The organism is Rickettsia senegalensis (assembly GCF_056135685.1).
In genome coordinates this window covers 249,253-262,593 of sequence record NZ_JBVYTQ010000001.1, presented here as the reverse complement: position 1 = coordinate 262,593, position 13,341 = coordinate 249,253, and the positions used below count along the sequence as shown (strand labels likewise).

The window sequence follows — 13,341 nt, the reverse complement described above, 5'->3', positions numbered from 1 at the left end:
TCTAATGCCTATGGTCGTGGTGGTGGGTATAGAAGCCTAGAGAAGAAAGTGCATTTGAAAATTCAGAGTTAGGAGTTATTTCGTTTGGTATTCCGCTACAACATATATGACCGTTTAAGCATATCACTTGATCGGAGTTTTTTATTACGGTAAATAAATCGTGAGAGACCATAAAGGCCGTAATATTTAGCTTTTTACGAATCAGATTAATAAGTTGATAAAATTCTTGCTGGCTTGTTACGTCTAAAGATTGCAGCGGCTCATCTAAAATAATTAAGTCAGGATTATTAACTATTGAACATGCAAGAACTACCTTTTGAAACTGCCCTCCTGAGAGCTTAGAAATTTCTTGATCTTTTATATGTTCCAAATCAATAAATGAGTTAATCTCTTTAATATTACTATTAAAATTACTAGGTGCTAACAAATCTAAAAATTTTTTTACTGTAATAGGTAAATCAGGGGTTAATCCGAACTTCTGCGGTACATATCCGATTTTTAATTTGGGATCAATTATAATCTCGCCGTTTGTAGGTTTTTCAAGCCCAAGCATTAACCGTACTATGGTAGTTTTACCTGCACCGTTAGGTCCGATTAAAGTAGTGATATTGTTTTTCTTGACGGTAAAGCTAACGTTATTTATCGGCAATTTATTACCGAATTTTTTAGATACGTTACGAAACTCGATTATAGGTTTTTGCATGTGTCAGTTCACTCTTGTCATCCCTGCGTAGAACGTTCCGTCATTGCGAGAAGAAACTGTAAGTTTCGTCGAAGCAATCTCAGGAGTTTGTTATTATTTCATGAGATTGCCACGCAGCCTATGGTTGCTCGCAATGACGGTTATGTAGAATAAATGCCAATTAATTCAGTTTCAGCTAGTAAATGTTTCTGTAGAGCCAGCACTAAATCTTGCTTGCTAGCATTCTCATCAAGCTCAAGATAATCATTCAAAGCGTATAGTTTGAAAAAATAACGATGAGGTTTGCCGGCAGGCGGACAAGGGTCTCCGTATTTCTTTTCTTTCCAGCTATTATTTAAAGTTTTAATATTGCTATCTATTTGTCCTTCTGAAAGCTCAGTAATAGAAGTAGGAATATTATATATTATCCAATGATTCCATATACCATGCGGTGGTACTATTTCTATTGGTGCATCAGGATCATCCATGATAAGCACAAAAGATTTAGTATCTATAGGAGCATCACTCCACTCTAAATGCGGAGAAACATTCTGTCCTTTACAAGTAAATTTATCAGGAATACGCTCATTATGCTTAAACGCCGTACTTGTTATTATGAAAGTCATAGATTGTTCCTTAGGAATCGTTATCCCGTGATTTATTCACAGGATCCAGTAAAAAATGTACACTATAAGTTGTTGTTTTTCTGGATACCGTGGACAAGCCACGGTATGACAGTTAATTCACAACTTGCCATTGTCCGTCAGGTTGGCGGCATGCGTTACCGTATGCTTTTTGTTGTTTTCCGCCTATTGCAACTGTTTGAGTGTACTCACGGCAATATTGACCAGTGCTATTTCTATAAGTTTTATTAGGTGTTACGTAACCATGATTACCGTTATCCGGATTACGCCATTCTACGCTAGTGCCGCTAGGTGCTGCTTCTAAAGCTCTTTGTGAAGTGAGTTCAGCAAGTCTTCTATCCTGCTCATCCATACCTTTACCTATTTGTCCACCAAGAACTACCCCAAGTAATGCACCTACACCTACTCCGACAAGCTGTCCTTTGCCCTTACCGAATTGAGAACCAAGTAATGCACCGCCGGCACCGCCAAGAAGTGTTCCCGTACCTTGTTTATTCATACCGCCCGGACCGTTACAGGCTTGTAACATAGAAGCTACAAGAGCTATAATCATAATTTTAGATAATAGTTTCATATAAATTCTCTCTTATTAAATATATAATTTAATAAGTATATGGTTTTTAGAATTTTGTAAAGTTAAAACTAGATTCTATAAACAGAATTTAAATTATTTATATTTTAAAATATTATTTTTAATTTTGTTCACGGAACCTAATTATAATTGAATTTTATATTTTCTTTGTTAAACTACAAAAAATAAATTGGAAAGATTCGTTATGGATACTAATAGCCGTAATCGGTTAATAAAATCGGTATCTTATTTATCGGTTACTACGGCATTAATTATTTTAAGTATAAAATTATACGCTTGGGTTGTTACCGATTCGCAATCAATTCTTGCTTCTTTAATTGATTCAATGCTTGATATAACTTCTTCCTTTATTAATCTAATAGCTTTAAGATTTGCCCTGCAACCGCCCGATCATCATCACAGGTTCGGGCATGAAAAAATGCAGGATTTAACAATTTTTTCTCAATCGATATTTTTCTTTGCTTCAGCTTTTTTTGTAGGCTTTTCTTCGGTTAAATCTTTATTTGAAAAAACAAAACCGGAGAATATCAGTGACGGTACTACGGTAATGCATGTATGTATATTCTTAACAATTATTTTAGTACTTTATCAAACTTATGTAATTAAAAAAACAGGATCGGAGTTAGTAAAAGCCGATAAACTTCATTATTTTACAGACTTATTAACTAATGTTATAGTAATTATCTCTATAAATTTAAGTGATTATTTTTGGTTTGCTGACCCATTATTTGGTGTAGTTATTTCGTTATATATATTTCACTCTTCTTATTCTTTATTTAAAAAGGCATTTAAAAATTTAGTCGATCATGAATTACCTGAGCAAGATAGACAAAAAATTATCTCGATAGTTAATAACCATTTAGGCGTAAAAGGTATGCACGAAATGAAAACTAGATATGCCGCTCAAAAAGCTTTTATTCAGTGTCATTTGGAAATGGACGGCAATATGTCGCTTTATAATGCTCATAAAATTAGCGATGAGATCGCTTTTGAAATATTGCAGGAATTTCCAGAGGCTGAAATAATTATCCACCAAGATCCTTTTGGAATCGAAGAACACGTAAATTACCGTGAATATATTGTTAGATAAAAAAACGGATTTTAATAATTTTTTCATGGAGCAAGCTTTAAAACAAGCAGGGATTGCTTTTGATAAAAATGAAGTTCCGGTCGGAGCGGTGATTGTAGATAGGTTAAATCAAAAAATCATTGTTAGTAGTCATAATAATACCGAAGAAAAAAATAACGCTCTTTATCATGCTGAAATTATTGCTATTAATGAAGCATGCAATCTTATATCTTCTAAAAATTTAAATGATTATGATATTTACGTTACTTTAGAACCTTGTGCCATGTGTGCAGCGGCTATAGCTCATAGCAGGTTAAAACGTTTATTTTACGGGGTTTCTGATTCCAAGCACGGAGCAGTCGAAAGTAATTTACGATATTTTAACAGTAGTGCTTGTTTTCATAGACCGGAAATATATAGCGGAATTCTTGCGGAAGATTCGAGGCTATTAATGAAAGAGTTTTTTAAGAGGATACGATAATCATGGTAGAATTGTTGATACCAAAACCGTCATTCCTGCAAGACCTTGTTGCGTAGATATAAAAAAAGTAGCTGCGAACTAAGAAAAGTAGTAAATCGACAAAAAACTTAACCACAAGTGTGTATGTCAAAGCTACAAAAAGTTTGCAACTGGAAAGAATATAACAGAAGTTTAAAGAAAAGAGGAACAATAATTTTCACATTTTGTGAAGAATATTTAAAAGAGTTATATTATGGAGGGGACAGAGGCAAGGAGGAGCGAGAAGATATAATAGCAAGATGTATGAATATTTGCTAACAATTAAGCTGTTATTAAGATTGCCATGGCGAGCAACAAGCGGATTTGCAGAAGGAATGTTTAGCAAAATATTTGCGGGTAAGGATTTAAGAATACCGGATTATGCCCATGCATCAAGAATCGCTAGTAAGCTAAAGTTACGAGTAAAAAATATTGGAGTACAAGAGAAAGGTTCAGGGAAAGAGATAGTATTTGATAGTACCGGAGTAAATGTATATAGCACCAGTGGGTGGCATCAAAGGAAATACGGTAAGGATGGATTATAACGGTAAGGATGGATTATATCGTAAGAGAGAACAGTGGAAGAAGATACATGTAGCAGTCGATTTAGATAGTATGGAAGTACTATCTGTAGCCTATACGGATAGTAACACAAACGACTGTGAAGTTGTTGGTGATATGAGCAAAGAGATAACAGGCAAAGCTAAAACCGTTATAGCAGATGGAGCTTATGATACGCAGGAGTTTAGAAAGATAATATATGATTGGGGAGCACAAGATTTAATGCCCCCAGCACGAACATCTAAGTCACAAGATGAATTAAAGAATAAAAGCAAGGTAGAGAAAGAACATTTAGCTTACAGAGATAAAGTAATAAAAGGAATTAGAGAATATAAAAATTTTGATGAAGGTTTAAAAGCATGGAAAATTAATAGCGGCTATCATCAAAGGTCAAGGGTTGAATCGTTTATGTTTAGGTTGAAGCGAACGTTTGGCTTTAACTTACAACAAAAAACAGAGAAAGGAAGAAAAAACGAAGTAATTACTAAGATAAATATATTAAATGAAATGATTGCCCTTGGGAAAGCTCAATATAGCTTTTAGAATTATATAAAATTTAATTATTTTTATACTCTAAGCGCTATATTGACTTTTTTTAATCTCCACGCAACAACGCCTTGCGAGAAAGGCTTGCTTGCGTGGACTCCCAGTCGTCATTGCGAGGAGCGAAGCGACGTGGCAATCCAGAAAAAGATTAAAAAAATTCTGTAAATCAGCATTTTTACTGGATTGCTTCGTCGAATTACTACGTAATTCTTCTCGCAATGACGATTTAGGTATCCACGCACGCAAGCCTCTCGCAAGAATGACATAAAGAAGTAAGAAAACATGTTAAAACTATTAACCCCCTATTATTTTAATAAATTATCAAAGGTTATAATACCTATATTAGCTATATCTACTTTTGTCATGATGATTATAGGTCTTTATTTAGCTCTAATAGTTTCGCCGGTAGATTATCAACAAGGGGAGTTTGTACGCATTATGTATGTTCATGTTCCTGCTTCTTGGATGGCCCTTGGTATTTATATTTTCATGGCAGCATGTAGCTTTAGTTATTTAGTATGGAAAACTACTATTAGCTATTTGCTAGCCGTAGCTTCTAGTTACGTTGGAGCTACTTTTACTTTGATTAGCTTAGTAACAGGTTCTTTATGGGGAAAACCTATATGGGGAACATGGTGGGTATGGGATGCAAGACTTACCTCTATGCTCATATTATTTTTATTATATCTAAGCTATATTATCATAGTAAATAGTGCGGATAATATAAGAAAAGCACAAAATCCTGCTTCTATTATCGCTCTTATCGGACTGATTAACATACCGATAGTAAAATTCTCGGTAAATATTTGGTATAGTCTGCATCAGCCTGCTAGTGTTTTAAGGCTAGGGAGTCCAACTATTCACTCTTCAATGCTAAAGCCTTTAATTATCATGTTTATCAGTTTTATATTATATTTTCTATTAGTATTACTTTTAAGAGCTTCTATATTAATCGACAAAATCAAAAACAGATAACAAAATGACCTATGTTATAACTGATGAATGCGTAAAATGTAAATATACCGATTGCGTTGACGTATGCCCTGTAGATTGTTTCTACGAGGGTGAATTTATGCTAGTTATCAATCCTGATGAATGTATAGATTGCGGTGTATGTGTTCCTGACTGTCCTATAGATGCTATCAAACCCGAATCACCGGAGTTAATAGAATGGGTAGAACGTGCAAAAGATTTTATAGAAAATAAAGGATGGAAAAATATTACCAAGAAAAAGCCTGCCTTGCCTGATGCCGATAAATTTAAAGATGAGAAAAATAAGTTTAATAAATATATAAATAATATGAATTAAATACGTGTGTTTCTTTTGTCACAAAACTTTATAAAAGCTTTATTATATGAATCTAATTACCGATTAAATATAGAACTAAAAAATATAATATGTTATATATGCCAATAAAGATAATGTTTAATTATTTAATTTGAGGTGCTAACCATGAAAAAGTTACTTTTAATAGCTGCTACAAGTGCAACAATTTTATCTTCTAGTATATCATTTGCTGATGACATGGGTAATGATTGGTATTTAAGAATAGATGCCGGTGCAACAATGTTTAATAAAGAAAAAGATAAGGCAACTGGTGTTAAATTAAAATCTAATACAACTGTTCCTGTTGATTTAGGTATCGGTTATTATATTTCCGAAAATTTTAGAGCCGATTTTACTTTAGGTACTATAATAGGTGGAAAATTAAAGAAATCTGGAGCTGCGACTAATACACCTTTTACCGTTACTAACACTTCAGCAAGCCATAAACCTACTATTACACGTTTACTTATTAACGGTTATGTAGATTTAACTAATTTTGATATGTTTGATGTTTTTGCCGGTGCCGGTGTTGGTCCTGCATTAGTTAAAGAGAAAATTACATATAATGGTATAACAGGTCTTTCATCTAACACTAAAAACAGAACTAATATCTCTTACAAGCTAACTTTAGGTACTTCTGCACAAATCGCCGACGGTGTTAAAGCAGAACTAGCTTATAGCTGGATAGATGACGGTAGAACAAAAAGTAAGAATGTAATTTACCAAGGAACAAGTGTACCAACCGGTGGCATGCGTTATCAAAGCCACAACTTAACAGCCGGTATAAGATTTGATATATAATTAACAAGAATATTAATAGTTTTAGGTAAGTCGTCATTGCGAGCAGCCATAGGCTGCGTGGCAATCTAGAAAAAATAATAAAAAAATTCTGTAAATCAGAATTTTTTACTGGATTGCTTCGTCAAGACTTGCAACTTCTTCTCGCAATGACGATGAGGTCAACCCGTGCAATTAGCTAGGATGACAACTCAGAAATGTCATTTAAAACTATTTTTATCGAATTTAGGTAAAAATTATTATCTAATATCGTTTTTACTAACAACTAATAAAATTTAAAGGAAAAATTTAACAATATGAAAAAATTACTTTTAATAGCAGCTGCAAGCACAGCACTTTTAACTTCCGGTCTTTCATGCGCTGATTGCGATATGAATTCTTCTATAGATTCATCTACTAATTCATCGATGTCATCATCTATGGAAAATCAATGGTATTTAAAACTTAATGCCGGTGGCGTGATTTTTAACAAAACAAAGCCTAAAGGTACAGATTTTAAATTAAAATCTAACACAGGTTTTACTGGTAATATCGGAGTAGGTTATTATATCATGGATAATTTAAGAACCGATTTAACAATTGGAACAGTAACAAATGTTCATTTGAAAAAATCAATAACTGAAAAAAATAGCTCAGGAGGTAGTTTAACTCAGTCAGTAAAACATAAGCCTACTATTGTAAGTGCATTACTTAACGGTTATGTAGATTTTGTTGATTTAAGTATGTTTAAAGTTTTTGCTGGTGCTGGTGCTGGGCTTGCAATGGTAAAAGAGAAAATTATAGGAAAAGATGTTGTTACAACTGCTAGTAGTAGAACTACAACTCTTAATGATCCTAACCTAACTATTAAAAATAAAACAAATTTTGCTTATCAATTATCTTTAGGTACTTCATTTGAAGTAGCACAAGGCGTGAAAGCAGAACTCGTTTATGCTTGGACAGATTACGGTAAAACAAAAAACACCACTAAAACTCTTGATGGAGTTCAATATAAATTTGGTGGAACCCGTTATAAAGGTAATAACTTAATGGCAGGATTAAGATTTGATATGTAATTTACATATTTAATCCTATAATAGAAGAAAAGAGTCTTTAGTTCTCTAAAGGCTCCTTTTTATTTGTATTGTTCCATGGTATCCAGTTAAAATGTAATAGTTGAGATTTAATCTTACATTTAGTAAAATTAAGATAATATTAAATGGAGGATTAGAGATGAATCTAAATCAAAAAATAATAAAGCCAAAAATAGGATTACTAGAATTAGCTAGGAGTCTTGGTAGTATATCGTCAGCATGTAAAGCTATGGGCTACAGTAGAGACAGTTATTATAGGTTTAAAGAGTTATATGAAACAGGAGGAGAAGAAGCATTATATGAGATTAGTCGGAAGAAGCCAATTATAGCGAATAGAGTTGATCCTGCCGTAGAGAGAGCAGTATTAGATATGGCAATAGAATACCCTGCTTATGGTCAGCTGCGAGTATCAAATGAGCTTAAAAAGACTGGTATTCTTGTATCACCTGGAGGAGTTAGATCTATTTGGCTACGTAATGATTTAAATAATATCAATAAAAGACTTAAAGCATTAGAAGCCAAAATGGCTCAGGATGGTATTGTTCTTACCGAAGCTCAGTTACAAGTATTAGAGAAACGGCGTAGCGAGAAAGAAGCTCATGGTGAGATTGATACACAGCATCCAGGTTATCTAGGATGCCAAGACACATATTATGTAGGTAATTTTAAAGGCATAGGCAAGGTATATTCTCAAGTGTTTATTGATAGTTACACTCGGGTTGCAGAGGCTAAACTATATACTGATAAAACAGCACTTACCGCTGCTGACATGCTTAATGATAGAGTGTTACCATGGTATGAGAGTCAGCAAATACCAGTACTTCGTATTTTAACTGATAGAGGTGGTGAGTATAAAGGTAATATAGAACATCATGCTTTTGAATTGTTCTTAAGCATTGAGGGTATTGAGCATACTACTACTAAAGCATATTCTCCTCAAACAAATGGTATGTGTGAACGTTTTAATAAAACTATGAAACAAGAATTCTTTGATACTGCTATGCGTAAAAAGATCTATACTGATCTTGATGATCTACAACTAGATCTTGATATTTGGCTAGAATATTATAATAATGAAAGACCGCATTCCGGTAAATATTGCTATGGAAAAACACCTATGCAGACTTTTATGGATAGTAAAAAGTTAGCTGTTGAAAAGAATAACGAAATCTTATATCTTGAATACTCATCTGACAGTCATAACTTATCAGACATTCAGATATAATTTTTATAATGTCTGTAAGATTAAATCTTGACTTCTACATTACTTTATCTATGATTAGAAAATTACATAAAAATTTAAATATTCCAGCGGATATTTTAATTCAAGAAATCCACAAGAAGAGAGCATGACTTAATTCTCATACTTTAGGTTTTCCTTTGTAAAACGTTACGTTCATTTGATGTATTGCTTCAAAGCCTAAATAAATTTTAATACGTTCTAGAATAATATCTTGATAATAAGGTAATTCTGCTGCCGTAGCATTATCTTCTGCTTGTATAAATAGCGTATTAATTTTCTGTTTTTTGTAAGTATATGTGGTGATTTTTAAAGGCAATGCTTTAGTGCTGAAATTAAACCCGACTATTTTATTCCAGTTAATCATGATTTCAGGCAGCAATGGATGTTGTTTGGCAAATATACATCTAACTATTTTATCGATATCCTCTTTAATTAGCTTCATTTTAATAAACTCTGCACTGTTAAAGTTATGACGGCTATTGCAAGCATTATAGATATTACGGAAAAATATAGAGATGTAACCGATATAATCATTAAAAATATATTACAAACTGCTATAATCGATACTACTTGTTTATGAGACTTACCTTTTTGTACCGCTTTTTGAAAAAAATGCTTTAGATGAGGCTGCCAAATTTTTTCTTTATTGAGTAGCCGAATTAATATGGTTAGCACTGCATCAGTGATGTAATATAAGCTAGCAATAGCACAAGCTACAAATAAATTAGTGCTTGTAAGAGCAAGCAAGAGTAAGCAAAGACCCGTTAAGAATCCAAGGCTAATACTTCCCACGTCGCCTAAAAATATTTTTGCCGGATGCCAATTAAATATTAAAAAACCACAAGAACAACCAAGAATAATCACATTTACGCTAGCTATAAAATACGGATTACCAATAGCAGGAAATTGCAAGAAACATAATATAAGCATGGTGCTAGATAGATGGATAGATTCCACGCAACTCATACCGTCTATACCGTCCATAAAATTATATATATTAATAAAACCGCTTAAAGCTATAACTAAAATAGAATATATTATTATATGAATGGAATTTACCTGCGAAAAAAGAAAAATAGCAAAAGCTGCACAAATTAAGTGGAATATTAAACGAATTAGAATAGGTACGGCTTTTAAGTCATCCAAAAAGGAAATAGAGGAAATTATCAATAATAAAGGTAATATTTTTATTGAATTAGCAAGGTTATTGCTCGTTATATATTCAAATCCGCTCAAAGCAATCATTACGACAATTACAATAGCAAGACCACCGCCGCGTGGTGTTATCTTATCATGAGAGCGACGGCTACTCGGTACATCAACTAAACCGATTGCAGGAAGATATTTAGTTAATATATATGTTAATATAGCGGTCGCTATAAAAGAAAAAATAAATAATGTGCTATAGCTATTTATATTCATAGTAACATATTAGATTTAAAACTATTGTAGAAGTCAAGATTTAATCTTACAGACATTATAAAAATTATATCTGAATGTCTGATAAGTTATGACTGTCAGATGAGTATTCAAGATATAAGATTTCGTTATTCTTTTCAACAGCTAACTTTTTACTATCCATAAAAGTCTGCATAGGTGTTTTTCCATAGCAATATTTACCGGAATGCGGTCTTTCATTATTATAATATTCTAGCCAAATATCAAGATCTAGTTGTAGATCATCAAGATCAGTATAGATCTTTTTACGCATAGCAGTATCAAAGAATTCTTGTTTCATAGTTTTATTAAAACGTTCACACATACCATTTGTTTGAGGAGAATATGCTTTAGTAGTAGTATGCTCAATACCCTCAATGCTTAAGAACAATTCAAAAGCATGATGTTCTATATTACCTTTATACTCACCACCTCTATCAGTTAAAATACGAAGTACTGGTATTTGCTGACTCTCATACCATGGTAACACTCTATCATTAAGCATGTCAGCAGCGGTAAGTGCTGTTTTATCAGTATATAGTTTAGCCTCTGCAACCCGAGTGTAACTATCAATAAACACTTGAGAATATACCTTGCCTATGCCTTTAAAATTACCTACATAATATGTGTCTTGGCATCCTAGATAACCTGGATGCTGTGTATCAATCTCACCATGAGCTTCTTTCTCGCTACGCCGTTTCTCTAATACTTGTAACTGAGCTTCGGTAAGAACAATACCATCCTGAGCCATTTTGGCTTCTAATGCTTTAAGTCTTTTATTGATATTATTTAAATCATTACGTAGCCAAATAGGTCTAACTCCTCCAGGTGATACAAGAATACCAGTCTTTTTAAGCTCATTTGATACTCGCAGCTGACCATAAGCGGGGTATTCTATTGCCATATCTAATACTGCTCTCTCTACGGCAGGATCAACTCTATTCGCTATAATTGGCTTCTTCCGACTAATCTCATATAATGCTTCTTCTCCTCCTGTTTCATATAACTCTTTAAACCTATAATAACTGTCTCTACTGTAACCCATAGCTTTATATGCTGACGATATACTACCAAGACTCCTAGCTAATTCTAGTAATCCTATTTTTGGCTTTATTATTTTTTGATTTAGATTCATCTCTAATCCTCCATTTAATATTATCTTAATTTTACTAAATGTAAGATTAAATCTCAACTATTACAAATAATATTTACGGTTTGGCATGTCTCTACTATCTCATTTGTCATATGAATGTCGGCTTTTGAAGGTTCAGGGCTGCCGCTTGGATGATTATGCACAAGTATAAGGCTGCTTCATTAAATAAAGCTCGTTTAATTATCTCACGTGGATATACTTCAGCTTGGTCTATAGTTCCTTGACTTAAAACCTCATCGGCAATTAAAATATTTTTCTTATTCAAAAATAATATACGAAATTGCTCTAGTCGCATATTACCCATGTTAACTTTTAAATAATCAATCAAAGAACTCCAAGAAGCAATAATATTTTTATTTATTATTTTTTGTTTCAATACTCTATTTATCAACTCACGTATTAAAGCAAAATTGATATATAAATTTTCATTGGTGCCTTTAATACTAAGTAACCTTTCCTTATCAAGGTTAATTAAATCCGTAATATCAAAATGATCAAGTAATTTTTTAGAAAGAGGTTTTACGTCTTTACGAGGGATAGCAGAAAATAACATTACTTCAAGTAATTCATAATCGGAAAAATGTTCTGCTCCAGCAGCGACGAAGCGTTCTTTTGCTCTTTTTACGGTGACCTATATAATGAGGCGTATCATTATTACTAAATTCTATCAAATTATTTTCTAACATTCTTCATATTTACTCAAATTTGTTGCTGATGTCATTCCTGCGAAAGTAGGAATCCAAAAAAATAACCTATAATTATTAGTACAAAATACATATAAAAAACAAGTTTTTTAATATGTTCTATTGGATTCCCGCTTTCGCAGGAATGACATCAAACCGCTGTGTCAAACCATACAACAAAATCAATTTTTATCCTATAGCTTAGTATGGAGGATAATCAAGTTTTTTAGGTGATAACGTAAATATTTCAAAACCATCTTTAGTCACGCCTATAGTATGCTCAAATTGAGCCGATAATGATTTATCACGTGTAGTAACCGTCCATCCATCTAATTTACTTAGTATAGTATCATAATTACCGGCATTTATCATAGGTTCAACGGTGAAAAACATCCCTTCTTCTAGTGTTAGACCCGTGCCGCTGCGACCGTAATTTAATATTGACGGTTCGTCATGAAAAACTCTTCCGATACCGTGACCGGTATAACCTCTGACCACCGAATAATTATGTTTCTCGGCATAGCTTTGAATAGCATACCCGATATCACCGAGTTTAGCACCTGGTCTAACTACTTCAATCCCTTTCATCATTGCATCATAAGTTACTTGAATAAGACGCTTTGGCTTAATTGCTACGTCACCGACATAATACATACGACTAGTATCACCGTACCAACCATCTAAAATTACTGTAACATCAATATTTACTATATCACCGTTTTTTAATGGTTTATCATTTGGAATGCCGTGACAAACCACATGATTTATAGAAGTACAAATCGATTTCGGAAAGCCTTTATAATTTAACGGTGCAGGAGTGGCATTATGAGAAGTAATAAAATTATGACAAAGGTCATTTAAACTATTAGAAGTGACGTTCGGTTTTACGTAATCAGCAATAAAATCGAGCGTCTCTGCAGCTAATTTTCCAGCTAGCCGCATCTTTATGAAATCTTTTTCCGTATGGATTTTTATGGTCATGTTTAATTTAAATTCTTTTAAAAAATCATTATACTATAAGTTCTTTTAAAACA

Annotated in this window: 17 protein-coding genes and 2 pseudogenes; 10 read left to right on the top strand and 9 right to left on the bottom strand. The window is 33.0% G+C overall.

The genetic code is table 11. From position 1 onward, the window contains the following. Window position 1: 1 nt before the first annotated feature. The 3 genes from AC0ODJ_RS01355 to AC0ODJ_RS01345 all read right to left on the bottom strand — a co-directional run bounded on the left by AC0ODJ_RS01355 (window position 2) and on the right by AC0ODJ_RS01345 (window position 1,900). Window positions 2-703, bottom strand: a complete 702-nt coding sequence (locus tag AC0ODJ_RS01355; protein WP_218460719.1) for an ATP-binding cassette domain-containing protein — start codon at window positions 701-703, stop codon at window positions 2-4. Window positions 704-843: 140 nt separating this feature from the next. After that, window positions 844-1,308: a YbhB/YbcL family Raf kinase inhibitor-like protein gene (locus tag AC0ODJ_RS01350; RefSeq protein WP_218460717.1), complete on the bottom strand. Its 465-nt coding sequence runs from the start codon at window positions 1,306-1,308 to the stop codon at window positions 844-846. Window positions 1,309-1,420: 112 nt separating this feature from the next. Then, window positions 1,421-1,900 carry an RT0821/Lpp0805 family surface protein gene (locus tag AC0ODJ_RS01345; RefSeq protein WP_218460716.1) on the bottom strand — a complete coding sequence of 160 codons (480 nt, stop codon included), beginning with the start codon at window positions 1,898-1,900 and terminating at the stop codon, window positions 1,421-1,423. Between the two features lie 202 nt (window positions 1,901-2,102). On the opposite strand from AC0ODJ_RS01345, the gene AC0ODJ_RS01340 reads away from it, so the two are divergent. From AC0ODJ_RS01340 to AC0ODJ_RS01295, 10 genes are all read left to right on the top strand, one after another. Beyond that, entirely contained in the window at window positions 2,103-3,008 is a 906-nt protein-coding gene (locus tag AC0ODJ_RS01340) for a cation diffusion facilitator family transporter (RefSeq protein WP_218460715.1), read from the top strand. After that, window positions 2,989-3,468 carry a nucleoside deaminase gene (locus AC0ODJ_RS01335; protein WP_218460714.1) on the top strand — a complete coding sequence of 160 codons (480 nt, stop codon included), beginning with the start codon at window positions 2,989-2,991 and terminating at the stop codon, window positions 3,466-3,468. Before AC0ODJ_RS01340 ends, AC0ODJ_RS01335 begins: the two co-directional genes overlap by 20 nt. A 123-nt stretch (window positions 3,469-3,591) precedes the next feature. Further along, complete coding sequence (locus AC0ODJ_RS01330; protein ID WP_474464565.1) at window positions 3,592-3,765, top strand: hypothetical protein; 174 nt, start codon at window positions 3,592-3,594, stop codon at window positions 3,763-3,765. Continuing rightward, a complete protein-coding gene (locus tag AC0ODJ_RS01325) occupies window positions 3,747-4,031 on the top strand; it encodes a transposase (RefSeq protein WP_474464682.1) in 285 nt (94 codons plus the stop codon). Before AC0ODJ_RS01330 ends, AC0ODJ_RS01325 begins: the two co-directional genes overlap by 19 nt. Continuing rightward, window positions 4,021-4,590 carry a transposase gene (locus AC0ODJ_RS01320; RefSeq protein ID WP_474464679.1) on the top strand — a complete coding sequence of 190 codons (570 nt, stop codon included), beginning with the start codon at window positions 4,021-4,023 and terminating at the stop codon, window positions 4,588-4,590. The genes AC0ODJ_RS01325 and AC0ODJ_RS01320 overlap by 11 nt, the downstream gene beginning before the upstream one ends. 285 nt (window positions 4,591-4,875) lie before the next feature. Then, on the top strand, window positions 4,876-5,568 hold the full coding sequence (locus AC0ODJ_RS01315; RefSeq protein WP_218459829.1) for a heme ABC transporter permease: 693 nt from the start codon (window positions 4,876-4,878) through the stop codon (window positions 5,566-5,568). A gap of 4 nt (window positions 5,569-5,572) precedes the next feature. Then, entirely contained in the window at window positions 5,573-5,902 is a 330-nt protein-coding gene (gene fdxA / locus AC0ODJ_RS01310) for a ferredoxin FdxA (RefSeq protein ID WP_040256521.1), read from the top strand. Window positions 5,903-6,046: 144 nt separating this feature from the next. After that, window positions 6,047-6,721, top strand: a complete 675-nt coding sequence (adr, locus tag AC0ODJ_RS01305; RefSeq protein WP_218459827.1) for an adhesin Adr — start codon at window positions 6,047-6,049, stop codon at window positions 6,719-6,721. Window positions 6,722-7,014: 293 nt separating this feature from the next. Next, complete coding sequence (locus AC0ODJ_RS01300; RefSeq protein WP_218459825.1) at window positions 7,015-7,773, top strand: outer membrane protein; 759 nt, start codon at window positions 7,015-7,017, stop codon at window positions 7,771-7,773. Window positions 7,774-7,930: 157 nt separating this feature from the next. Further along, on the top strand, window positions 7,931-9,016 hold the full coding sequence (locus AC0ODJ_RS01295; protein WP_127896995.1) for an IS481 family transposase: 1,086 nt from the start codon (window positions 7,931-7,933) through the stop codon (window positions 9,014-9,016). A 136-nt stretch (window positions 9,017-9,152) separates the two neighbouring features. Here AC0ODJ_RS01295 and AC0ODJ_RS01290 read toward each other — a convergent pair whose 3' ends face one another. From AC0ODJ_RS01290 to map, 6 genes and pseudogenes are all read right to left on the bottom strand, one after another. Further along, window positions 9,153-9,476: a DciA family protein gene (locus tag AC0ODJ_RS01290; RefSeq protein WP_218459768.1), complete on the bottom strand. Its 324-nt coding sequence runs from the start codon at window positions 9,474-9,476 to the stop codon at window positions 9,153-9,155. Next, window positions 9,473-10,456 carry an MraY family glycosyltransferase gene (locus tag AC0ODJ_RS01285; RefSeq protein WP_218459769.1) on the bottom strand — a complete coding sequence of 328 codons (984 nt, stop codon included), beginning with the start codon at window positions 10,454-10,456 and terminating at the stop codon, window positions 9,473-9,475. The genes AC0ODJ_RS01290 and AC0ODJ_RS01285 overlap by 4 nt, the downstream gene beginning before the upstream one ends. Before the next feature lie 64 nt (window positions 10,457-10,520). Further along, a complete protein-coding gene (locus tag AC0ODJ_RS01280; RefSeq protein WP_474465598.1) occupies window positions 10,521-11,606 on the bottom strand; it encodes an IS481 family transposase in 1,086 nt (361 codons plus the stop codon). Window positions 11,607-11,659: 53 nt separating this feature from the next. Continuing rightward, a pseudogene (locus AC0ODJ_RS01275) lies at window positions 11,660-12,000 on the bottom strand (JAB domain-containing protein). A 6-nt stretch (window positions 12,001-12,006) separates the two neighbouring features. Continuing rightward, window positions 12,007-12,310, bottom strand: a pseudogene (locus AC0ODJ_RS01270) (UPF0758 domain-containing protein); the annotation flags it as partial. Between the two features lie 198 nt (window positions 12,311-12,508). Then, window positions 12,509-13,288, bottom strand: coding sequence for a type I methionyl aminopeptidase (gene map, locus AC0ODJ_RS01265; protein ID WP_218460338.1), 780 nt, complete (start codon window positions 13,286-13,288; stop codon window positions 12,509-12,511). Between the last annotated feature and the right edge of the window lie 53 nt (window positions 13,289-13,341).